Origin of the sequence: Neomegalonema perideroedes DSM 15528, assembly GCF_000374145.1 — a bacterium.
GTDB classification, from domain to species: Bacteria; Pseudomonadota; Alphaproteobacteria; order Rhodobacterales; family Rhodobacteraceae; genus Neomegalonema; species Neomegalonema perideroedes.
Map to the genome: position 1 here is coordinate 83,826 of NZ_KB893662.1, position 23,164 is coordinate 106,989.

At 67.5% G+C, this 23,164-nt stretch carries 18 protein-coding genes; 10 read left to right on the plus strand and 8 right to left on the minus strand.

Going from position 1 to position 23,164, the window contains the following annotated elements; genetic code table 11:
- The 4 genes from B161_RS0113460 to B161_RS0113475 form a co-directional block, all read right to left on the minus strand.
- On the minus strand, positions 1 to 984 hold the full coding sequence (locus tag B161_RS0113460) for an imelysin family protein (protein WP_018633963.1): 984 nt from the start codon (positions 982 to 984) through the stop codon (positions 1 to 3).
- A 2-nt stretch (positions 985 to 986) separates the two neighbouring features.
- Positions 987 to 2,519, minus strand: a complete 1,533-nt coding sequence (locus B161_RS0113465) for a di-heme oxidoreductase family protein (protein WP_018633964.1) — start codon at positions 2,517 to 2,519, stop codon at positions 987 to 989.
- Between the two features lie 106 nt (positions 2,520 to 2,625).
- Positions 2,626 to 3,897, minus strand: a complete 1,272-nt coding sequence (locus tag B161_RS0113470; protein WP_018633965.1) for an imelysin family protein — start codon at positions 3,895 to 3,897, stop codon at positions 2,626 to 2,628.
- A 202-nt stretch (positions 3,898 to 4,099) separates the two neighbouring features.
- Complete coding sequence (locus B161_RS0113475; RefSeq protein ID WP_018633966.1) at positions 4,100 to 4,567, minus strand: Lrp/AsnC family transcriptional regulator; 468 nt, start codon at positions 4,565 to 4,567, stop codon at positions 4,100 to 4,102.
- 146 nt (positions 4,568 to 4,713) lie between these two features.
- On the opposite strand from B161_RS0113475, the gene alr reads away from it, so the two are divergent.
- Entirely contained in the window at positions 4,714 to 5,841 is a 1,128-nt protein-coding gene (alr, locus tag B161_RS0113480; RefSeq protein WP_040790095.1) for an alanine racemase, read from the plus strand.
- A gap of 26 nt (positions 5,842 to 5,867) precedes the next feature.
- Positions 5,868 to 7,121: a D-amino acid dehydrogenase gene (locus tag B161_RS0113485; RefSeq protein WP_018633968.1), complete on the plus strand. Its 1,254-nt coding sequence runs from the start codon at positions 5,868 to 5,870 to the stop codon at positions 7,119 to 7,121.
- Here B161_RS0113485 and B161_RS0113490 read toward each other — a convergent pair.
- The 4 genes from B161_RS0113490 to B161_RS18100 all read right to left on the minus strand — a co-directional run bounded on the left by B161_RS0113490 (position 7,112) and on the right by B161_RS18100 (position 16,160).
- Positions 7,112 to 9,712, minus strand: a complete 2,601-nt coding sequence (locus tag B161_RS0113490; RefSeq protein WP_018633969.1) for a hypothetical protein — start codon at positions 9,710 to 9,712, stop codon at positions 7,112 to 7,114. The two genes, B161_RS0113485 and B161_RS0113490, sit on opposite strands and share 10 nt — an antisense overlap.
- Positions 9,713 to 9,874: 162 nt before the next feature.
- The gene (locus B161_RS0113495) at positions 9,875 to 11,215 is read right to left on the minus strand and encodes a hypothetical protein (RefSeq protein WP_018633970.1); all 1,341 of its coding nucleotides are present in this window, start codon (positions 11,213 to 11,215) and stop codon (positions 9,875 to 9,877) included.
- 485 nt (positions 11,216 to 11,700) lie between these two features.
- A complete protein-coding gene (locus tag B161_RS18095) occupies positions 11,701 to 14,967 on the minus strand; it encodes an efflux RND transporter permease subunit (RefSeq protein ID WP_018633972.1) in 3,267 nt (1,088 codons plus the stop codon).
- Positions 14,964 to 16,160 carry an efflux RND transporter periplasmic adaptor subunit gene (locus tag B161_RS18100; RefSeq protein ID WP_018633973.1) on the minus strand — a complete coding sequence of 399 codons (1,197 nt, stop codon included), beginning with the start codon at positions 16,158 to 16,160 and terminating at the stop codon, positions 14,964 to 14,966. Before B161_RS18100 ends, B161_RS18095 begins: the two co-directional genes overlap by 4 nt.
- Before the next feature lie 383 nt (positions 16,161 to 16,543).
- Between B161_RS18100 and B161_RS0113515 the strand changes: the two genes are divergently transcribed.
- The 8 genes from B161_RS0113515 (at position 16,544) to ureC (ending at position 23,161) form a co-directional block, all read left to right on the plus strand.
- On the plus strand, positions 16,544 to 17,296 hold the full coding sequence (locus B161_RS0113515) for an ABC transporter permease (RefSeq protein WP_018633974.1): 753 nt from the start codon (positions 16,544 to 16,546) through the stop codon (positions 17,294 to 17,296).
- A 31-nt stretch (positions 17,297 to 17,327) separates the two neighbouring features.
- Positions 17,328 to 18,344: an ABC transporter substrate-binding protein gene (locus B161_RS0113520; RefSeq protein ID WP_018633975.1), complete on the plus strand. Its 1,017-nt coding sequence runs from the start codon at positions 17,328 to 17,330 to the stop codon at positions 18,342 to 18,344.
- A complete protein-coding gene (locus B161_RS0113525) occupies positions 18,341 to 19,150 on the plus strand; it encodes an ABC transporter ATP-binding protein (protein WP_018633976.1) in 810 nt (269 codons plus the stop codon). Before B161_RS0113520 ends, B161_RS0113525 begins: the two co-directional genes overlap by 4 nt.
- 244 nt (positions 19,151 to 19,394) lie before the next feature.
- Positions 19,395 to 20,231 carry an urease accessory protein UreD gene (locus B161_RS0113530; RefSeq protein WP_018633977.1) on the plus strand — a complete coding sequence of 279 codons (837 nt, stop codon included), beginning with the start codon at positions 19,395 to 19,397 and terminating at the stop codon, positions 20,229 to 20,231.
- Positions 20,232 to 20,234: 3 nt separating this feature from the next.
- Positions 20,235 to 20,537, plus strand: coding sequence for an urease subunit gamma (locus B161_RS0113535; protein ID WP_018633978.1), 303 nt, complete (start codon positions 20,235 to 20,237; stop codon positions 20,535 to 20,537).
- 14 nt (positions 20,538 to 20,551) lie between these two features.
- Positions 20,552 to 21,142, plus strand: coding sequence for a HupE/UreJ family protein (locus tag B161_RS0113540; protein ID WP_018633979.1), 591 nt, complete (start codon positions 20,552 to 20,554; stop codon positions 21,140 to 21,142).
- A 1-nt stretch (position 21,143) separates the two neighbouring features.
- Entirely contained in the window at positions 21,144 to 21,449 is a 306-nt protein-coding gene (locus tag B161_RS0113545) for an urease subunit beta (protein ID WP_018633980.1), read from the plus strand.
- The gene (gene ureC / locus B161_RS0113550) at positions 21,449 to 23,161 is read left to right on the plus strand and encodes an urease subunit alpha (RefSeq protein WP_018633981.1); all 1,713 of its coding nucleotides are present in this window, start codon (positions 21,449 to 21,451) and stop codon (positions 23,159 to 23,161) included. The genes B161_RS0113545 and ureC overlap by 1 nt, the downstream gene beginning before the upstream one ends.
- Positions 23,162 to 23,164: the final 3 nt, after the last annotated feature.

Sequence of the window (23,164 nt, forward strand, 5' to 3'; positions counted from 1 at the left end):
TCAGTCTCCGTCCTGCGAGTTGAATCCGGCGGTCACGCCCAAGGTGGGCGGCATTTCGTCCAGAGCCGTCCGGCGGATCTGGCGGACCAGCTTTTGCAGCTCCTCGATCTTCGGGCGCTCCTCCGGAGAGGCGACTCCGGCGAAGGTCGGATCCTCCAGAGCCTCGGCGGCTTCGATGGCCCGGTCGAAGGCGGCGGCGCTGCGGGCGGCGGTTCCGTCGAGCGTGACCGCCATTTCGCGCAGAGCCTTCAGCGCGAGGATCAGATTCCGCGCGGAGCGCTCTGAAGCCCGCGCCTCGGCGCGTTCGGGGCGGGGGCGGTCCTTCGTCCCGAGGGGGCGGCCTAATCTTTGATCCGCCTGAAACTCCACCCCCGCCATGAGCTGCGTGAAGAGCGCCTGAACCGCCTCGCTCTGCGCCAGATAGCGCGCATTGCCCGGCTCTCCCGCCGTGAGGAGGTTCTGCGCGAAGCCTTCCGGCCCCTCCCAGCCCGCGACCAGCTCCTCGGCCATGCGCGCGAGATCCCGCGTCGTGGCGCGGATGAGCGGGCAGGAATCGGCCTCCTCCGGCAGGACGGAGGGATAGATCAGCCGCTCCAGCCCCGCGAGCCCGCGCGCCGCCACGGATTGCTCGGCGAAGGCTTCGGGCTCCAGAGCGGCGGCGTCTCCGGTCAGCAAGGCGCGCTGCGCTTTGGCGCCGAGCCCCTTCGGATCGGGCCAGAAGAGAATCGCGAGGGCGCGGCCTTTCTCCTCCGAGGGGCCGAGATGGAGATGCGCCGCCTGCATCCAGGCGTCCCATGCCGCGTTGAAGGGCGGACGCAGAGCCTCGGGCGCGCAGGTCTTCTCCGCCTCCGCCGCGAGGGACTCGGCGGCGGCCGCGAAGCCCTCATAGGCGGGCAGGATATGGCGGTCGATCACCGCCCCGACATCCGCGAAGGCCGGAGCGGGAAGCCCCGCCAGCAAGAGAAAGGCGAGAACTCGGCGCATGGCTAAAGGCTTTCCAGAAAAGCGATGAGGGCTTCGCGGTCGGGCGTGGGCAGAGCGACGACGGCGTCGCGTTGAGTCTGAGCCTCGCCGCCATGCCAGAGGATCGCCTCCAGCAGGCTGCGGGCGCGGCCGTCATGCAGGAAATAACTATGGCCGGAGACCTGCTTCGTCAGCCCGATTCCCCAAAGCGGCGCCGTGCGCCACTCGCGCCCCGAGGCGCGGCCTTCCGGGCGGTCGTCGGCGAGGCCCTCGCCCATGTCGTGGAGCAGCAGATCCGTATAGGGCCAGATGAGCTGAAAGCTCTGCTCCGGCTGATCCTTCAGGCGATGGGTGACGAATTTCGGGTTATGGCAGCCCGAACAATTCAGGCCGTAGAAGATTTCTTTTCCGCGCAGAACCTGCGGATCCTCGACATTTCGCCGTTGGGGAACCGCCAGATTGCGGGCGTAGAAGGTCACGAGATCAAGGCTCGGGCCGTCCACCTCCAGCCCCTCGCGGACCTCCGGCTCTTGGCCATGGGGCGCGGCGCGGCATGCGGCCTGAGCCTCCGAACATTCGCCCCATGGATCGGGAAACAGCGGCGTCGAAAGCCCCATGTCGCCGGAGAAGGCCGAAGCCGATTGCTCGCGCACGGTGGCGATCCCCGCCTTATGGCCGAAGCGCCCGAGCATGGGCTTGCCGAACTCAGCCGAGGGAACGATGGAGGCGCGCCCGGAGATTCCGTCGCCGTCGGCGTCCTCCGGATCGGCCAGAGCGAGAATGTCTTCCGCCGGAATCGCCTCCAGAAGCCCGAGTCCGATCATCTGCGGCGCCACGCGCGGCGACAGCTGAAGCTCAGCATGAGGCGGGCCATAACCCGGACCGCCGAAGGCGTAGGTCGGCTTGCGCAGCGAAACCACGGCCCCATCCGCGAGGGTCACGGGGATCTCCGCATAAGAAATCTCCATGCGGCCCTCAGGCGCGAGGCCGGAGGCGGCGAAATCCTGCAATTGATGGCCATAAGTCGGATCCGGCGAGGTCGCCAGCCATTCCTTGATCTCCATGGGCGTCGGGCCGCCGGGGATCGAGAGCCGCAAAAACATCGAAACCGCCGAATCCTCGGGGCTCTCGGGCGGATGGCCGCGCCCGTCCTTGAGGTGGCAATCCTGACAGCCCCGCGCGTTATAGAGCGGCCCGAGGCCGTCCGAGGCCCTGGTCGAGGAGGGGGCGGCCACCCAAGTCTTGCGAAACAAGGCGTTGCCGAGTTTGAAATCCATCTCGCGGGCGAAGGGCGTATTCGCCGAGGAGAGCGAAAAGGCGTCCGCGTTCTCGCGGGCGCGCACGGTCGCGGCGCCGCCCTGCATGGCCTCGAAGGGCTCGGCTTTAGAGAAATCCGTCGTCGGGGCCTGAATGGCCTCGATCCGCGCCCGCTCCGCAGGCGTGCGGGGGACGACGGGAAGATGCGGATCCCCCAGCCCCTCCGCGGCGGCCCAACCCCCTGCGAGGCCCGAGGCGAGAAGGAGGGCGGCCGCCTTCCTTCTCCGTGGTTTCGTCATGGCGGCTTCGCCTCCTCGGTCCCTTCGCCTCTGGGTCCCGGGGCGCCTCTCGGCGCCTCGCCTCTGGGTTCCGGGACGCCTTTCAGCGCCCCGGAGCCTTCTCCGCTTACTGGAAGACGGCGTTGGGATTGTCGAGGCTGTCGGAGCCCTCGAATTCGACCTTGGTCAGGCCGAGGACGTTCATCGCGCGCTCGATGGAGGCGGTCTGCGTCACGAGGGCGTCGACGGCGCCCATGATGAGCGCCTCGCCTTCGGCGGCGCCCGGCGCGAGCATCTGATCATAGGCCATTTCTCCGGAATCGGCCTTGGCCTTGAGCGCCGCGAGCTTCTCCACGCTCGCGTCAAGCTCGGTTTTGAGCTGCGCGTCCACGGCCGGGTCCGCCGCCGCGACCAGCTCGGAGAGCGAGGGGCCGGAGAGAACTGAGCCGTCCACGCGGGCGTAGCTGCCGAGATAGACGTTCCGGATGCCGAGGCCGTCGTAATAATGGCTGTTATGGGTGTTGTCCGAGAAGCAGTCATGCTCCTCCTCGGGGTCGTGGAGCATCAGGCCGAGCTTCATGCGCTCGCCCGCCTGCTCGCCGTAGGAGAGCGAGCCCATGCCGGTCAGCATGGCGGTCAGGCCCGCCTGAGGATCGGCGGTCACGGCCTTGCGGGCCTCGCCGTCCTCGGCCCATTGCGCCACGATATATTCCAGATCCGAAACGAGCAGATCCGTCGCGGCGGTCAGATAGGCGGCGCGGCGATCGCAATTCCCATTGGTGCAGGCTTCGCCCTGAGCGTAATCGGTCCAAGGGCGATCCCCAGCCCCGGCCTCGACGCCGTTCAGATCCTGACCCCAGAGCAGGAATTCGACGGCGTGATAGCCCGAGGCCACGTTGGCCTCGATGCCGTCGGCCTCATGCAGGGTCTCGCCGATGAGTTCGGGCGTGATCTCGGCCGCGTCGATCTCGGTCCCGGCGATGGAGAATTGCGGATGGGCGATCACGTTCAGCGTATAAAGCGGGTTCTCCTCGCTCTCGCCGTAAGAGGCGTCGACATAGTCGATCAGGCCCTCGTCGAGCGGCCAGGCGTTCACCTTGCCCTCCCAGTCGTCGACGATGGGATTGCCGAAGCGATAGGCCTCCGACTGCTGATAGGGAACGCGCGAGGCCAGCCAGGCCGTCCGGGCGGCGGCGAGCGTCTCGGCGGAGGGCGAGGCGGTCAGAGCCCCCACCGCTTCGCGCAGGCTCTGCGCCGTGGAGAGGCTGTCGGCATAGACCGCCTCGGCGATGTCGGCGTAGGTCTCGACCACCGCCGCAGGCTCGGCCGCCAGCGCGGGGGCGGTCAGAGAGGAGCAGGCGAAAAGCGCGCTGAGAAGGCGAATGGGTTTCACGGTCAAGATCTCCGGGTTCTTGCAAGGTCAGGCCGCCGTCATGGCGTGAGGGCTGTCCTTGGCGTCCGATCCGCGAACCGGAGGACGTTCGGAGGGGCTGTCGCGTCAGAGGCTTGATAAGCGACCATAGCGCTCAGGATTTAGAGCGCAATCTGAAAAGTCTAAAAGAATATTCAGCAGGCCCGCGCGTCCGGCCGAACAACAAGGGTCAATTCCGACGGGTCCGAGTCCGAGTCGCGAGGGCGTTGCGGATGGCGAAGCTTGAGTGAATCCGCGAAACCCCCGGCATGGCGGCGAGGATCTCGGTGTGGATGCGCTCGAAATCCGCGGCGTTGGGGGCCTCCACTTTGAGGAAATAATCCGCCGATCCGGTCATGAGATAGCATTCCCGGATCTCGGGATGGCGGCGCGCGGCGGCCTCGAAGCGCGAGAGGTGGTCCTCCGTCTGACGCTCCAGCGTGATCTCGACCATCACGGTCATGGGCGCCTCCGGCCCGGAGAGGTTCACGAGGGCGGCGTAGCCCCGGATCACGCCGCTTTCCTCCAGCCGCCGCACCCGGCGCAGGCAGGCCGAAGCCGAGAGCCCCACCTGAGCCGCGAGATCGGCGTTGCTCATGCGGGCGTCGAGGCGCAACAGGCGCAGAATCTCGCGGTCTCTGGCGTCGAGGGCGATCATGCTGAATCTTGCGTCCTATCCTCAAGGTTTGCGGAAATCGGCGCGAATTCGCAGAATTCAGCGCAGTTCGAGACGAAATTGCGCGATTCTTGCGCTAAGCTCAAGATCAGTTCCGATGTCGCAAGCGGGTCGAGGCCGGTGTGATCATGTCGCAAGACTCCTTTCAAAATCCCGCCCGCGAAACCGCAGGCGGCCTTCTGCGGATCGACCTCGGCGCCTTGGCGCGCAATTGGCGCGCGGTGAAGGCCCGAGCCTCCGAAGGCGCGCGCGTGGGGGCGGTGGTCAAGGCCGAGGCCTATGGGCTGGGCGCCGCGCCGGTCTCCGCCGCGCTTTACGGCGCCGGATGCCGGGATTTCTTCGTCGCCCATCTGATCGAGGCTCAGCGCCTGCGGCCTTCTCTGCCCGCCGAGGCCCGTCTGATTCTGCTGAACGGCTTCGCGCCGGGCGGCGCGGCGGCTTGTTTCGAGGCGGGGACGATTCCGGCGCTGAATTCTCTGGAGCAGGTCGCGGAATGGTCGGCGCAGGCGCGCGGGCGCGGCCGGGAGCTGGAGGCTTTTCTCCAGCTGGACACGGGCATGTCGCGGCTTGGGCTCTCTCCCGCCGAAGCGGAGATTCTCACGCGGGAGCCGGAGCGCCTGACGGGAATCCGCCTGCTCTACGTCATGAGCCATCTCGCTTGCGCGGATGAGCCGGAGAATCCGCAGAACGCCTTTCAACTCGCCGAGATGAAGCGTCTTGCGGCGTTGTTTCCGCATCTGCCGATCTCCTTCGCCAATTCCGGCGGGGTGCTGCTCGGGCCGGATTGGCACGGCGCGCTTTTGCGTCCGGGTCTGGCGCTCTACGGCGGGCGCACGACGCGGGATCGTGAGATTCCCGTGGAGCCCGTCGTGCGGCTGGATCTGCGCGTGATTCAGCTCCGCAGCGTGCGGGCGGGCGCGAAGGTGGGTTACGGCGGCGTCTTCACGGCGCCGGGCGAGACGCGGCTGGCGGTGCTCTCCGCCGGATACGCCGACGGCCTGCCGCGCAGTCTGGAAGGGCGCGGCGCGGTCTGGTTCGGCGGGACGCGCCTGCCTCTGGCGGGGCGCGTCTCCATGGACAGCATGATCGTCGACGTCACGGCTCTGCCGCCCGGAGCGCTGAAGCCGGGCGATCTCGTGGAGATGATCGGCCCCAATCAGAGTCTGGAGGCGGTCGCGGCGGCCGCCGGAACCATTAACTATGAAATCCTCACCGGCCTTGGCGGCCGGCTCCATCGGGATTACGCTTCGGACTGAAGCGGATTAGAGCGTCAGGTGAGCTTATGAAGGTCGTGATTTTGGGCGCCGGAGTCATCGGCGTCGCGACGGCTTGGCATCTGGCCAAGGCCGGACATGAAGTGACGGTTCTGGAGCGTCAGGAGGGTCCGGCGCTGGAGACCAGCTTCGCCAACGCCGGCGAGATCTCTCCGGGCTATTCCTCGCCCTGGGCGGCGCCGGGCGTGCCGGTCAAGGCGATGAAATGGCTGTTCATGAAACATGCGCCGCTGATCATCCGGCCTTCGGCGGTTCCCGGCGCGGCCTCATGGATGCTCGCCATGCTGCGCGAATGCACCGCGGGGCGCTACGCCGTGAATAAAGAGCGCATGGTGCGTCTGGCGGAATATAGCCGCGATCAGCTCGTGGCGTTGCGCGAAGAGACCGGCATCAGCTACGACCACCGCACGCAAGGCACTTTGCAGGTCTTCCGCACGCAAAAGCAGTTCGACGGGATCGGCAAGGACGTCGAGGTGCTGAAGGCGGGCGGCGTGCCCTTCGAGATCCTCGACCGGGCGGGCTGCGTCGCCGCCGAGCCGGGCTTGGCCTTTTCTCAGGATCAGATCGTCGGCGGGCTGCGTCTGCCGCATGACGAGACCGGAGACTGCTTCCTCTTCACCAACGCCCTGAGCAAGCTCTGCGAGGCGAAAGGCGTGGTCTTCCGCTACGGCGTGAAGATCGAGGGGCTGAAGCAGGCGGGCGGGCGCGTCTCCGCCGTGACGACCGATCAGGGCGACGTCTCCGGCGAGGTCTTCGTGGCGGCTTTGGGCAGCTATACGCCCGCTCTGCTGAAGCCTTTGGGGCTCAAGGCGCCGATCTATCCGCTGAAGGGCTATTCGATCACCATCCCCATCAAGGAGGAGGCGCGGGCGCCGGTCTCCACGGTGCTGGACGAAACCTATAAGGTGGCGGTGACGCGCTTAGGCTCGCGGATCCGGGTGGGCGGCATGGCCGAGATCGCGGGCTTCAGCCATGATCTGCCGCCCGCGCGCCGCGCCACGCTGGAGCTGACGGTGGAGAGCCTCTTCGGCGGCGCCGGAGACCAGACCCAAGCCAAATTCTGGACGGGCCTGCGTCCCATGACTCCCGACAGCACGCCGATCCTCGGCCCGACGCGCCTGCCGAACCTCTATCTCAATTCGGGCCACGGGACTCTCGGCTGGACCATGGCCTGCGGATCGGGGCGGGCTCTGGCCGATCTGATCTCCGGCCGCAAGCCGGAGATCGAAACGGCGGATCTCGGCCTCTCGCGCTACGCCTGAGGCGGGGTCCCGGCCGTGTTCATGCGGGCGAGCAGCTTGCCGACGTCCGTATTGAACTGGTCGAAATTCCCGATCCGCGACTGGTAATGCTCGCGCAGGCCGGGGACGTCGCGCACGAAGACCTGATCGAAGCTGGTCAGGCTATTGTCGCCGTCCAGCGCGCGCTGCACATAGGAATCGAAAGCCTGATTGCGCGCCGCCGGATCGCCCGGCAGCTTGGACACCGTATGGCCCCAAAGGATGAGGTCGGCCATTTCATTGCGGTTGAAGCCGTAATTCTGGGCCAGAGCGTCATAAGCGTCGAGCTTCACGCCGGGATTCTTGAAGTCGAAGGTCTGCCGCACGTCCTGCATCAGATTCTGGCTCGGCGAGGCCAGATTCGGCTTGAAGGCCGATTGCGCCGCGAGGAAGGGGCATTTCCCCGGATCTCCGCCCGGCTTGGGGCCATGGGGCGCCGTCACCCCGTTGAGCGTCGGGGCGCCCAAGGGCGCGCCCTGTGGCGAGCCCGCTCCCGAGGCGCCTGAAACCCCAACAGGCGCGGGATTGGCGGCGGCCTGAGTCTGCTGATTGGCGGCCACGCTCCGCAAAGCCGAGCCGTTCAGCGCGCCGTCGTCCCTGAGGTCCATCTGACCCCATTTCTTGACGTATTCGACGTTGCGGCGGAAATCGTCGTTGCCGCTGCCCACCGGATTGAGCAAGGTGCGCATGGTCACGTCGCCGTCGACCTTGCCGTCGAGCACGTCATGGCCGAAGAGCCTCAAGCCGACATTGCCGAATTCGGTCGGCTTGCCGGAGGAATCCACGAGCGGCAGATTATCGGGCAGGGCGTTGTCGAACATCCCCGGCAGACGGCGGGGGTCGTTCAGCTCCAGATCGGCGTAAGGCCCCTGCCGCAGATAGGCGTAGGGCGCGTTGACGGGCAGAGCGTCGCGGATGCGCTTGACGCTCCCTTCCATGCCGATCTCCTTCAGCATGTTCTTGGCGCTGAGGGATTCGTCCCATTCCTCGCCCACGGCGCGGATGTTGTTGGCGAGAACCTCGTTGTGCGGCGCCTCCTCCATCACGCGGTCGAAGACGGAGCGTCCGTCGGCGCCGGGCCGCCGCAGAGGCGCGAAGGCCTCGCGGAAGAAGTCCACGCCGTCGCGCTCCTTGGGGAATTGCTGGGCGCTGGCGATGGTCAGAGCCGTTCCGGCGCCGCTGGAGAGCGCGCCTTTCACCAGAGCCGCCGCCGTGCCGTCTCCGCCGGGGGCGGCGCGCACGCCCTCCAGAAAGCCGCCGACGGCCGAGCCGCCGTTTTGCGAAAAGATCTGATCGAAGGCCGTGGCCGCGAGCTTGCTGGTTCCCTCCTGACCGAAGATTCCGCCCAGCGCCGCCACGCCCGGCCCCGCCAGCAGCGAAATCGCCGAAGTCGCGCCCGTGGAGGCCAGACGGCCGAGCGGGCCGCCGTCTCCGGGCTCGTTGCGATAGGCGCGGGTGTGGGAGGTGGTCCCGGAATATTCCGGCCCGGTGGGGGCCGAGCTGTTGGCCGGAGACAAGCCCCCGCGCGTGACCGGCGCCGTGGAGGCGGCGTCTTTTCCGGCCTCGGCGCGTTTGGCGAGGCTGGGATCGCCCATGATGTCGGCGGCGTGCTCGGGGAAGGCGCGCGCATAGGCGTTGGCGCGGTCGGCGCCGGGGGCGTAGACCTTGTTCATATTATTGGCGTCGAGGCCGAAACGGTAATCCAGCGTGTCGGCGACCTTGGTCGCCACGCCGGATCCGTCCTCCTGATCGAGGATGTCGTAGTAATATTCCGAATACCATTTGGCGGCGTCCTCGCGCGAGAGGGCGCTTTTGCCCACGCTGGCGAGGAATTCGCGGCCCGCCGGATGGGCGTCCCAAGTGTCGACCACGAGTTGCTTATAGAACTCCGGCCCGGTTCCGCCGTCGGTGCGGTTCTTGAGATTGCCGAGGAAGGCCGTGGAATAGAGATTCATCCCGGCGTTTTCAGACAGCAACCCGTCGAGGACGCCCTTCCAGCCCTGTCCGCCGAGCTTCATCTCCTCCAGAGCCGGATAGGCCAGCGCCGCGCCGCCCTTCTCGGAGGAGATCGCGTTGAGCCCCTGGCCCACCATATTGGAGACGTTCTTCTCGCCGATCAGCGCGCCGCCCAAGCCGACTCCGACCCCGAGCCCCGTCATGCCGAGGCGCAGCGCGCCCCCGACGATGGGGCTGGAGAGCAAAGTGGCGGTCATGTCGGTGAGGGGCTTTTGCAACCCGAAGAAGTTCAGCGTGTTCCCGATCATGCCCGTGACGCCGCCGACGAGCCCCGTGGCCGCCCCCGCCAGAGCCGAAAGCCCGGTGGGTTTGGCGTCGCCGGGGGCGGCGATGGCGTCGAGGCGGCCGCCGAGAATCGAGGCGCGGGAATCCGCGGCCTGACTCTGGGGGAGAGGCCGGTGCGGCGCGGGAATCCCGGCGCGGGTTTTGGCCTCCGCCTCCTCGGATCTCGGCGCGGGAGGCGCGGAAGGGGTTTGATAACTGAAGCTGGGGGCGACGAAAGGTCCGCTGGGAACGCCGCCTTGATACGCCGAGCCGCCAGAGACGCCGGAGGCCATGATTTTGGCTCCCTGATTTGAATGGACGGAAAACGGAAAAGGCGACGCGCCCGTCGGCGCGCCGGGTTCTTGCATGAACCGCTCAGGAAGGGCGGCGGCTCCGGAGCGGCGATGCGAATTCCGCGCCGCTCCGGAGCCGGGCCTCCTGAAGCCGGAGCCGGATCAGGCCGCGCCGTATTCGCTCGACGAGGGGCGACCCCAAGTGTCGAGATAGCTCTGGCCGAAATGTCCGGTCCCCGCAGGCACGTCGGCGGTCTGGAACTGGTGGTGGTGGCTATGGTCGTTGCTGTTATGCGGCGAGCCGAAGATCATCCGCGGCAGATGCGAGCCGAAGGCGTGGCGGGTGTGGTCGCCGGGCAGGAAGACGTCGTAGACGTTCATCGCGTCGCCGAGGGCGCGTCCGTAGCGGGCGTCCATGGCCCCCTGATCCAGACCCAGCACCGGCGCCAGACGGCGGGCGATGCCGCTCACCGCGAGGTTGACCGGGGCTGAGAAGACGGTCCAGGTCGGGTCCATCGGATCCGCCGAGCCGCCGTTGAGCCAGTCATAGGCCGATTCGCCCGCCGCGCCGCGCGCGAGGCTGCGGGCCGCGTCGGCGGCGTAGCTGATGAACGGGATGTTCATGTCGGAGACGACCTTCAGGCCCCGGTTGATCCCGTTGGACAGCGCGTCGATCCCCAGAGTCTGCTCGGGCGGGGTGAAGACCTGCTCGCCGCGCAGACCCGAAGCCACGCCTTGCCCGAAGGCGTCGCCGCGGGCGGCGTAGGCGTCGGCGCGAGGGCCGAAGTTATAAATGGCGTTGCGCTTGATCTGGTCGTTGTTCATCACGCGCTGGCCGAAGGCCACGTTGAGGATCGGCGAGAAGGTCGAGCCGACGAGCAGGTCGTTGTTGCCGAGAATCGGGACTTCGGCGATGCCCTTGCCGATCACGTCGCCCGCCGCGCCGATGGTGCCGCCGAGCAGAGAGCCGATGATGTTGCCCGAGGCCTGCTGTCCGCCGCGGCTGCCCTGATAGCTGCGGACGTTGCCGCCCGCGACGGCGGCGTCCACGGCCATGTCGCGGGTGGAGTTGGTGGTGCCGCCGAAGGCCCAGCCGATATAGGGCAGGCCGGACATGGCCTCACGGCTGGCGTAGGGATCCACATATTGCGCGCCCGCGCCGACGCCGCCTTGCGCGCCCGAAGGGGCCTGCGCCCAGCGGGCCGCGGCCCAAGGCGAGAGATTGGCCGTCGAGGAGCCGCTGCTCCATGAGGTCGAGCCGCCGCCATGTCCGGCGTGTCCCGCCGATCCGCTCTGAGCGCCCGCATTGGCCCAGCGCGCGGCGCTCCACGGGCTGAGGCCGGCCGTCGAGGAGCCGCTGCTCCAGGAGGCGGAGCTTCCGCCATGCCCGGCGTGTCCGCCCGAAGCGGCTTGCGCTCCGGCGTTCGCCCAGCGCGCGGCGGCCCATGGGGTCGATCCCGCGCTTGTCGGTCGATAAGACGACCCGCTCACCATCGTATTCATGTTTCGTCTTCCCCTGAAGCCGCGCTCAGGGCGCAGCGGCGTGGCTTCGCTCTCCGAAATCCCGGCGCCGAGGCGGAGCCTCTCCCGCCCTCCGAGCGGAGAGGGCGGACAGGACGCCGCCCGGCCCATGGGCCGCCGCGTCCCGCGCCTGGAGACCTTCGGGCGCGCGCAAAAGCCCACGCATGATTCTGGCGCATATTGTCCTTAGGTCCGGCGCCTATGTTACATGAAAATTGACCCTAAAGACAAGATTTCGTTTCAAAATGGATCATACGGCTTATTCTGCGCGCGCAAATTCCAAAGGATGAAAAACGCCGGAACGCCAAAGAACCAAGGAGTCCCCGAGGGGTTCATCCTTAAAGAAATCTAGAAAAGTCAATGTAAAGAAAGCTCGCGCCTTCGGAGAGGCCGAAAAAGGAAGAGGCCGCCCTTCGGCGGGCGGCCTCTTGAAATTTTGTTTCAAATAGGGATATGGACGGGATCCGTTAAGCCGGAGCCCCCTCCGCCTCCGCAGGCGGTTTCGAGACGGGCTGCGGGGCGGGATCCGTCAGGGGATCCGTCAGGGGATCCGGGCGCGCCTTCTCCGCCGCGACCACCGCCGAGGGGGTCGGCTGACGCGGCGGCTCATGCGGCGCGCCGCCCGAGAGCCGCCGCACCAGCACATAGAGGAAGGGCACGAAGAAGATCCCGAGCAGGGTGGCCGCGATCATGCCGCCGAGCACGCCGACGCCGATGGCTTTTTGCGCGCCCGATCCCGCGCCGGTGGCGACGGCCAGCGGCGTCACGCCCAGCGAGAAGGCGAGCGAGGTCATGACGATCGGCCTCAGACGCAGGCGCGCCGCCTCCAGCACGCTGGCGATCACGCTCATGCCCCGGTCGTTGAGGTCTTTGGCGAACTCCACGATGAGGATGGCGTTTTTCGCCGCGAGGCCCATGGTGGTCAGCAGGCCCACCTTGAAATAGACGTCGTTGGACTGGCCGAAGAAATTGGCCGCCGCCACCGCGCCCAGAATGCCCAGCGGCACCGCGAAGATCACCGAGAAGGGGATGGCCCAGCTCTCGTAAAGCGCCGCGAGGCAGAGGAAGACCACCAGCAGCGAAATCGCGTAGAGGATCACCTCCTGCGAGCCCGCGAGGCGCTCCTGATAGGAGAGGCCCGACCATGAGGCCGCATAACCGCCCTCCATCTCCGAGACGAGGCGCTCCATGGCGATCATGGCGTCGCCCGAGCTGACGCCCTCCGCCGCCGCGCCCTGCATCGAGACCGCCGCCGTGCCGTTGAACCGCGCGAGCGAGGGCGGCCCTTGGGTCCAAGAGGTCGTGGCGATGGCCGAGAGCGGCGCCATCTCGCCCGAGGAGTTGCGGACATGCCAGCGCCCGATGTCCTCCGGCTGCATGCGGAAAGGCGCGTCGCCCTGCACATAGACGCGCTTGCTCTCGCCGTTGAGGAGGAAGTCGTTCACATAGCTGCCCGCGAAGGCCACGCTGAGCACCGAATTGGCGTTGGAGGGCGTGACGCCCATGGCGCCGGCCTTCTCCTGATCGATCTCGACGTGCAGCTGGTTGTCCGGGGCGCGGGTGGCGCCGCGGATGTTGGAGATGCTCGGATCCGCGTTGGAGATGGCCGTGAGCTGGTTGCTGGCGGCGTTCAGCGCCGCGCGGCCCTGTCCGCTGGCGTCCTCCAGATACATGTTGAAGCCCGAGGAGGAGCCCATGCCCTGAATCGCGGGAGGCGCCAGCACGAAGACCTCGGCGTCGCGGATCTGACGGAACCGCGCGCCCGCCCGCGCCGCCACCGCCGCCGCCGACAGCGAGGGATCGCTCCGCTCCGAGAAGTCGCGCAGCCGCACGAAGCCCATGGCCACGTTCTCGCCCGAGCCGCCGAAGCTGAAGCCGACGTTGAAGAAGCCGCTTTCGACCGCCGCCGCCTCCTCGTTCAGATAATAATCGAGGATGAGGTCGACCACGGCCTGCGTGCGGGCCGCGTTGGCGCCGGGCGGCAAGGAGATCTGGGTCATCAGAACGCCCTGATCCTCCGCCGGAACGAAGGAGCTCGGCAGTTTGGCGAAGAGGTGATAGGCGCCGTAGGAGAGGATGGAGAAGACCAGAATCATGCGCAGAGGCCGCACGACCAGCCGCCGCACCGTCCCGACGTAGCCGCGGGTCAGAGCGTTGAATCCGCGGTCGAACCACCCCATCCAGCGCTTGAGCCCCGTCCCGTGCGAGGGCCGCAGCAGCATCGCGCAGAGGGCGGGCGTCAGCACGATGGCCACCAGCACCGACAGCGCCATGGCCGTGACGATGGTCACCGAGAATTGCCGGTAGATCACGCCCACCGAGCCCGCGAAGAAGGCCATGGGCAAAAACACCGCCGACAGCACCAGACCCACGCCCACCAGGGCGCCGGTGATCTCGCCCATGGATTTCTCGGTGGCGGCGCGGGCGTCGAGCCCCTCGTCATGCATGATGCGCTCGACGTTCTCGACCACCACGATGGCGTCGTCGACGAGCAGGCCGATGGCCAGCACCATGGCGAACATGGTCAGCATGTTGATCGAATAGCCGAGCAGGCTCAGCACGCCGAAGGTGCCGAGCAGAACCACCGGCACCGCGATCATGGGGATCAGCGTCGCGCGGAGGTTCTGAAGGAAGATCAGCAGCACCACGAAGACCAGCACGATGGCTTCGAGCAGGGTGTGCATCACCTTTTCGATGGCCAGCTCGACGAAGGGGGTGGTCTCGAAGGAATAGACGATCTTCACGCCGGTCGGCAGGGAATCCTGCATGCCGTCGAGCAGCGCGTGGATCGCCTCCGAGGTGGCGACGGCGTTGGCGCCGTTGGCCAGCTGCACGCCGAAGCCCGTGGCGGGCAGATTGTTGTAAGTGGAGTTGCGGCCGTAGCTCTCCAGACCGATCTCCACCCGCGCCACGTCGCCCAGACGCACGAGGGCGCCGTTGGGGGCGGTCTTGAGGATGATCCGCTGGAATTGCTCCACGGTGGTCATCTGGCTCTGGGCGGTGATGGCGGCGGTGATCTGCTGTCCGGCGGTGGTCGGCGAGGAGCCGATGGCGCCCGCCGAGACCTGCGCGTTCTGCGCGCTGACGGCGGCGGTCACGTCGGAGGGCATGAGCTGGAACTGCTCCAGCTTGGCGGGGTCCAGCCAGATGCGCATGGCGTAGCTGCCGCCGAAGACCTGAATCGAGCCGACGCCCTCGATGCGCTCGACGCGGTCGGTGATGCGGCTCGACATGATGTCGGCCAGCTCGTTGGAGCTGTAGCGCCCGTCCGTCGAGACGAGGTTGCCCACCATGAAGATGCCCGCCGTCGAGCGGTTCACCCGCACGCCGAGCCGCTGCACGCTGTCGGGCAGCCGGGAGAGGACGCGCGAAACGCTGTTCTGCACCTGAACCTGAGCCAGATCGCGGTCGACGGAGTTGTCGAAGGTCAGAGAGACCGAGGAGGAGCCGCTGCTGGAGCTGCTTTCCATGTAGATCAGGCCCTCAAGTCCCGTCATGGCGCTTTCCAGCACGGTGGTGACGGAGTTCTCGACCGCTTCGGCGGTGGCGCCGGCATAGGTGGCGTTGACGCGGATGGTGGTCGGGGCGATGTCGGGATATTGCGAGATCGAGAGGCTGATCAGGCCCGCCGCGCCGCCGAGCATGGTGGCGATGGCGAGGACGACGGCGAAGATCGGCCGCGCGATGAAGAAGCTCGCGATGGCGTTGCGCCGGAAGCTTTGGGGTCCGCTCATCGGCGCAGCTCCTGCGCGACGACGCCGTTTTCATCCACCGAGCCCTCAAGGCCGCGCACCGTCGAGCCGGGCGAAATCTTCTGGAAGCCGTCGAGCACCAGCCTGTCGCCCTCCTTCAGCCCGTCCATGACGACCCAGGCGTTGCCCCGGGCGCCGTTGAGGGTCAGCTTGCGGCTTTCGATCTTGTTCTGAGCGTCGATGACGTAGGCGATGGGCTCGCCGGTGGAGTTGCGCAGCACGGTCCTCTGCGGCGCGAGCACCGCCGAACTGGATCCCAGCTCCACCGAGGCCCGCAGATACATGCCCGGCAGCAGCAGCCCGTCCGGATTGGAGACCGTGGCGCGCAGAGTCAGGGCGCTGGTGCTTTCGCTCACCACCATGTCGGTGAGCGAGATGCGGCCTTCCGGCGCATAGGGGGTGCCGGTCTCCAGCGTGAAGCGGACTTTGGGCTCGGCGGAGGCGCCGCCGATCTGGCCCGCCTGAATCTCTTCGCGCAGCCGCAGGATGTTCGCGCTGGTGTCGGCGAGATCCACGTAAACCGGGTCGAGCTGGCGGATCGTCGCCAGAGCCGTGGCCTGATTGGCGGTCACGAGGTCGCCCACGTTCACGGCGGCCTTGCCGATCCGCCCCGAGATGGGCGCGCGGATCGTGCCGTAATCCACGGTGACGCGGGCGCTGCGCACCCCCGCCTGAGCGCTCTCGACGTCGGCCTGAGCGGCGCGGAGGGCGGTGGTGGCCGTGTCCATATTGGCTTTGCTGAGGAATCCGCGGCTATAGAGGCTGGCCGAGCGGTCATAGGCCGCCTGAGCCGCCGCCAGAGAGGCCTGCGCCTTGACCAGCGCGGTCTGAGCGGTTTCGGCGGCGATCTGCGGGCGCGGGGCCTCCAGCTGGAAGAGCGGATCCCCCGCCTTGACCTGCGAGCCCTCTTTGAAGAGCATCCGCCGGATCACGCCCTCCGCCTGAGGCCGCACGTCCGCGACGGCCGAGGGCGCGACGCGTCCGGGCAGATCCACGGAGCGCGGCACCTGCTCGGCGCGCACGATCATATAAGCCGCTTCGGGCGGCGCCCCGGCCATGCCGCCCCCCGGACCCCCGGGAGGCGGGGCGGCCGAGGCGGCGGTCTTGTCTTCGCAGGCGGCGAGACCAAGGGCCACGCAAAGCGCGGCCGCGAGGCGCAGCGGATGGGAACCCATGGGCGTCGACTTTCTTCTGCGCGCAAGGCGAAACGCGCCGCGGAGATGCGCGGCGCTGGGATTTTTACGAAACATGGCGCCTTGTCCGGCGACGCGCATCTTCACATTGGCGTCAACATCCGGAAGAAGGCCGCATTTCCGACATAGGGCTGGGATCCTCGCCGGGATCCCGCAAGCCTTCCTCCCCCAAACGGATTAGTTTCCTTCCGGAAGGGCTTCGCCCCATTCTGAAGGCGGGGTCGGAAGCGCGACGGCTTCAGGACGCGCGAAGATCGCGAAGATAAAGATCGGCCCAAGGCCGGCGGGGGAGGAAAGATGAAGGTCGGCCCGGCGGAGCCGAGGAGGGATCGGCGTCTCCGCGCGGTCCGGCGGAGGGGAGGGCCATGGGGTCGCCTCTGACCGTTCCGCTCATGCGTTTAGGAGTTCTGGGGGGCTTGCTGGCCTTCTGGGCCTGGGCCGCCCGCGCCGCGCCGCGGGGGATCGTCCCCACGCCTGCGGCGACCTGGGAGGCGGCGGGGCGGCTTTGGGAATCCGGGCGGCTGGCTCAGGCCCTCGGCGAGAGTCTGGCCGTCTATGGCGCAGGCCTCGGTCTGGCCGCCGTGGCCGGGATCGCGGTCGGGGTGCTGATGGGCGCCTTCCGGCCTCTGGGCCGGGCGCTGGACGTCTTCGTCTACGCGCTGGCGGCGACGCCGCGCGTGGCCTTCATTCCGCTGATCGTCCTGCTGCTCGGACTCGGCGTCGAGGCGAAGGTCTTCATCGTCTTTCTGGGCGCGGTGATGCCGGTGATCCTCAACGCCTATGTCGGAGTCCAGAACGCCGACCCCGAATTGATCGAAATGGCGCGCTCGACCGGCGCGGGCCGCTGGCGGATCTTCGCGCATGTGGTCTTGCCGGGCGCGACGCCCTTCCTCGTGGTGGGGCTGAGGCTGGCGGCGACCATCGGTCTGATCAACACCGTGGTGGCCGAGCTCTATACGGCGGCGCAGGGTCTGGGCGGACTTCTGGCGCTTTACGGAAACAGCTTCCGCATGGCCGAATATTTCGTGATCCTGCTGACGCTCGCCCTGATCGGGGTGGTCGTCACGGAGATCTTGCGGCTGGCGGAGAAACATCTGAGCCGCTGGCGCGGCGAATGAAGACGATGATGCAAGCCAAGGGAGAGACGCCATGTTCCGAGTCCTGACGGCGGCCGCGACGGCCTTTCTGGCTTTGGCGCCGGGGGGCGCGCCCGCCGCGGCCGAGCCCTTCCGTCTGATCGTCACCCATCTGGAGACGCCTCTGGTGCCCAATTCCGTGCTCGATCTGGCCTTGCAGGAGGGCTATTTCGAGCGGGCGGGCGTGGAGGTGGAGTTGATCCGCGTGCAGCAGACTCCTTCGGCTCTGGCGGCTCTGCGCTCGGGTTCGGGCGAGATGGCCAATGTCGGAACCGACGCCCTGCTTCAGCTCGTCGCCCAAGGGGCCGAGCTCAAGGCGGTGGATTCGCCGAATAAGTCTCTGCCTTTCCTGATCGCCGCCCGCTCGGAGATCGCGAGCCTCGCCGATCTGGCGGGCAAGAGCTTCGGCGTCGGGCGGCTGGGGAGTCTGGACCATGGCCAGAGTCTGAAGGTGCTGGCCGCCGCCGGTCTGGATCCCGAGGCCTTGCAGGTGGTCCCCATCGGCCAGCCCAACGTCCGGGCGCAGGCTCTGCTGGCGGGGGCCATCGACGCCACCACCATGTCCATCGGCGTGCTGACCTCTCTGCCCGACCGCACGGGGATTCATGTGCTGGTCGATCAGGACGCCTATTACGCGGCGGCTCCGGTGGTCTCCAAGCTCAACGTGACGCGCGCCGACGTGCTGCGCGACCGCGCGGCGGAGGTCGCGGCGGTGGCGGAGGCCCTGATCCTCGCCTCGCGGGATTACGCCGCCGATCCTGCGGCTTGGGTCGCGGCGATGGAGAAGGCCCGCCCCGACGTCGCGCGCGCCGATCTGGAGGCTTTGGCTCTGGCCTACGCCGGAAGCTGGAGCGTGAACGGCGGCCTGTCGGCGGAGGAGCTGCGTTATAGCTCCGACTGGTATTATGAGAGCGAGGATTTCGCCGCGACTCCTAAATTAGAGATCGGGGATTGGGTCGATTTCTCCGTTTTGGACGGAGTTCTGGCGCGTCTGGGCGTGGTCGAGGGCATGGACGCGCCCACGCGATGAACCTCGTTTCTCCGGCCTCCTCCTCGCCTTTGCTGCGCTTCGACCGCGCGTCGAAGACTTACGGCGGGCGTCCGGCGCTCGCGGAGATTTCTCTGGAGATCGCGGCGGAGGAGTTCGTGGTCTTTCTCGGGCCTTCGGGCTGCGGCAAGACCACGTTGCTCTCTCTGGCGGCGGGGCTGATCGCGCCGAGCTCGGGACGGGTGGAGCTGGCGGGCGCCCCGCCGGTTCCCGGACGACGCTCGGCGATGGTGTTTCAGTCCTTCCGGCTGCTCGCCTGGAAGACGGCGCGCGAGAACGTCGCCTTCGCTCTGCCGCATCTGCCCGCCGCCGAGCGCCGCGCCCGGGCGGATCGTTATCTTGAGCTGGTCGGTCTGACCCGCGCGGCGGAATCCTATCCGCGGGCTCTGTCGGGGGGGATGAAGCAGCGTCTGGCTTTAGCGCGGGCTCTGGCGGCGGAGCCCGAGGTTCTGCTGATGGACGAGCCCTTCGCCAGCCTCGACGCTCAGGCGCGGGAGCTGATGCAGCAGGAGGTTCTGCGCCTGACCGAACGGCGGCCCATGACCGTGCTCTTCGTCACCCATAGCGTGGACGAGGCGCTGTTTCTCGCCGACCGGATCATCTTGCTTTCGCCGCGCCCCGGACGGGTGGCGGAGGAGATCCGGCTTCCCTTCGCGCGTCCGCGCTGGGCGGAGGATCCGCGCGCCCATCCTGAGCACGCCGCTTTGCGGGCGCATCTCTGGGAGCGGCTGCGCGAGATGGTGCTGAAGGACCCGCAATCGGATTTTTACGGGCGGGACGCGACCTGAACCGCAGCGGGCGGCTTTCCGCGATGCGGCGAAATTTTACGCATTTGCGAGATGATTGCTGAAAAAAGCGCCATGTCTTGGCGAGAATTTAACCTCCTCCTCCCGGAGGATTTCGCACATATCCGCATAAGCATTTGATGTTCTGAGAAGAAAACCCAAAAAAGCCTTATGGCATATGATTTGCTGCATCCTCCCGAGGTTAACCTTTCGGAGGATCCCGCATGCGCTGCTCGCCGAGCCCTCCATGATCGTCGCCCACCCCGAGGCTCCGGCGCGGCCCGCGCCTCAGCGGGCGGAGGGCGTCTTGCGGCTGGCTCTGAAGCAGGAGGCGGGCCGCACGCGGCCTGATCGCGTCTATCAGGAGGGCTGCGCCAAGGTCCGGCTGGTGCAAGGCCCCCTCGGCGCGACCGAAGCGGAGCCCATCCTCATCAATTCCTCGGGCGGGCTGACCGGCGGAGACCGCTTCTCCGTCGAGATTGAACTCGGCCCCGGCGCCGAAGCCATGGCGAGCACCCAAGCTTGCGAACGCATTTATCGCGCCTCCGCCGGAGAGGTCGAGATCCGCAATCGCCTGAGGCTCGGGCCGGGGGCGCGTCTGGACTGGCTGCCTCAGGAGACGATCCTCTTCGACGGCGCGGCGCTCTCGCGCAGCCTTGAGGCGGATCTGGCGCCGGATTCGGAATTCCTCGCGGTGGAGGCGATCCTCTTCGGACGCAAGGCCATGGGCGAGAGCCTGACCCACGCGACCTTGCGCGACCGCTGGCGGATCCGTCAGGGCGGGGCGCTGCTCCACGCCGAGGATCTGCGGCTCGAAGGCCCCGTCTCGGAGATCCTCGCGCGCGCCTCCATGCTGAAGGGCGGGGCGGCTCTGGCGACCATTCTGCATGTGGGGCGGCGGGCGGAGAGCCTGCTTGAGCCCTTGCGCGGGATCCTCGGCGCTCAGGGCGGCGCGAGCTTCTGGCGCGGGCGGCTTCTGGCGCGGCTGACGGCCCCGGACGGCCTCGCTTTGCGGCGGCGTCTGGAGCCCGCTTTGACTCTTTTGCGGGGCGGCCGGCCCCTCTCGCGACTCTGGCGGATGTGACTCATGAACCTGACTCCCCGTGAAAAGGACAAGCTTCTGATCTCCATGGCGGCGATGGTCGCCCGGCGGCGTCTGGAGCGCGGCGTGAAGCTGAATCATCCGGAATCCGTGGCTTTGATCGTGGATTACGTCGTGGAGGGCGCGCGGGACGGGCGTTCGGTGGCGGATCTCATGGAGGCGGGCGCGCATGTGGTCTCGCGCGGACAGGTCATGGAGGGCGTCGCCGAGATGATCCACGACGTTCAGGTCGAGGCCACTTTCCCCGACGGCGTGAAGCTCGTCACCATCCACGAACCCATCCGCTGACCAAAGGGCCTCCCATGAAGCGTCTCCTTCTCCTCAGCCTCGCCTTGCTGCCGATGGCCCCGCTTCCGGCGGCGGCGCATCTCAATCCGGCCGAACACGGCTCCTTCGCGGCGGGCTTCTCGCATCCTTTCTTCGGGCCGGACCATATCTTCGCCATGGTCGCGGTGGGGCTCTGGGCGGCGCTGCTCGGCGGACGCGCGCTTTGGGCGGTTCCGGCGAGCTTCGTCGGGGCGATGCTGATCGGCTTCGCGGCGGCTCTGGGCGGGATTCCTCTGCCCTTCGTCGAGCCCGCCATTCTCGCCTCGGTGGTCGCCGTCGGACTTCTGGCGCTGACGGCGGTTCGGGCGCCGGTTCCGGTCGCGGCCCTGATCGTCGGCGCCTTCGCGCTCTTCCACGGCCATGCGCATGGCGGCGAGCTCGGCGAGGCGGGCGCCGGGAGCTTCGCGCTCGGCTTCGCTCTGGCGACGGCGCTGCTGCATGGCGCGGGGGTCGCTTTCGGTCTGGGCTTCGCGCGATTCCTCGGTTCTGAGTTCGGACGTGGCGCGATCCGGGCGGCGGGCGGCCTGACGGCCCTCGCGGGGCTCTGGCTGGCGGTGGGAGGCTGAGATGATCCCCGGAGAAATCCTCCCTGCGGAAGGCGAGATCCTGCTCAACGCGGGCGCCGAGGCGATCACGCTGGTGGTGGCCAATCGCGGCGACAGGCCGGTTCAGGTCGGCTCGCATTACCATTTCTTCGAGGTCAACGAGGCCCTCGACTTCGACCGCGCGGCGGCTCGGGGGATGCGCCTCGACATCCCCGCCGGAACGGCGCTGCGTTTCGAGCCCGGACAGGAGCGCGAGGCGCGTCTGATCCCCTTCGGCGGCGCGCGCGAAGTCTGGGGCTTTCAGCAGAAGATCATGGGGAGGCTCTGATGTCTTACGCCCTTCCTCGCGCCTCCTACGCCCGGCTTTACGGCCCGACGATCGGCGACCGCGTCCGCCTCGCCGACACTGAGCTGATCATCGAGGTGGAGAAGGATCTCACCACCTATGGCGAGGAAGTGAAATTCGGCGGCGGCAAGGTCATCCGCGACGGCATGGGCCAGAGCCAGTTGTCGCGCCTCGAAGGCGCGGCGGATACGGTGATCGTCAACGCCCTGATCCTCGATCATTGGGGAATCGTCAAAGCCGACGTCGGGCTGAAGGACGGGCGCATCCTCGCCATAGGCAAGGCGGGGAATCCCGACGTGCAGTCGGGCGTGGACATCGTGATCGGCCCCGGCACCGAGATCATCGCCGGAGAGGGCCGCATCCTCACCGCCGGAAGCGTCGACGCCCATGTGCATTTCATCTGCCCGCAGCAGATCGACGAGGCTCTGGCCTCCGGCGTGACGACTCTGATCGGCGGCGGCACCGGCCCGGCCCATGGCACCCTCGCGACCACCTGCACGCCGGGGCCTTGGCATCTGGCGCGGATGATCCAGTCCTTCGACGCCTTTCCGATCAACCTCGGCCTCGCAGGCAAAGGCAACGCCTCGCGTCCGGCGGCTCTGGTGGAGATGATCGAGGGCGGCGCCTGCGCGCTGAAGCTCCATGAGGATTGGGGCTCGACCCCCGCAGCCATAGATAATTGCCTCAGCACCGCCGACGCCCATGACGTCCAGGTCATGATCCACACCGACACGCTGAATGAAAGCGGCTTCGTCGAGGCGACTTTGGCGGCGATCAAGGGCCGCACCATCCACGCCTTCCACACAGAGGGCGCGGGAGGCGGCCATGCGCCGGACATCATCAAGATCTGCGGGGAATCCAACGTCCTCCCCTCCTCGACCAATCCGACGCGGCCCTATACGCGCAATACTCTGGCCGAACATCTCGACATGCTGATGGTCTGCCATCACCTCAGCCCGAGCATCCCTGAGGACGTGGCCTTCGCCGAAAGCCGCATCCGCAAGGAGACCATCGCCGCCGAGGACATCCTGCATGACATCGGCGCCTTCTCGATCATCTCCTCGGATAGTCAGGCCATGGGCCGCGTCGGCGAGGTGCTGATCCGCACTTGGCAGACGGCCCATAAGATGAAGACCCAGCGCGGGCCTCTGCCGGAGGATTCCAGCCGCAACGATAATTTCCGCGCCAAACGCTATATTGCGAAAACCACCATCAATCCGGCCATAGCTCAGGGGATCTCCCATGAGGTGGGTTCGGTGGAGCCCGGCAAGCGGGCGGATCTGGTCTTGTGGAGTCCGGCCTTCTTCGGCGTGAAGCCCGAAATGGTGCTGGTGGGCGGAAGCATCGCCGTGGCGCCGATGGGCGATCCCAACGCCTCCATTCCGACGCCTCAGCCCATGCATTACCGCCCGATGTTCGGAAGCTTCGGAAGGGCCGCCGCCCTCTCCTCCCTGACCTTCGTGTCTCAGGCGGCGATGGATCTCGGCCTTCAGGAGAAGCTCGGCGTGGTCAAGCCCATGGCCGCCGTGCGGAGCACGCGGGGCGGGATCTCCAAGGCTTCGATGATCCACAACGCCGCCACGCCTCATGTGGAGGTCGATCCCGAAACCTATGAAGTCCGCGCCGACGGCGAGCTGCTCACTTGCGAGCCCGCCGAAATCCTGCCGATGGCGCAACGCTATTTTCTGTTTTGAAGG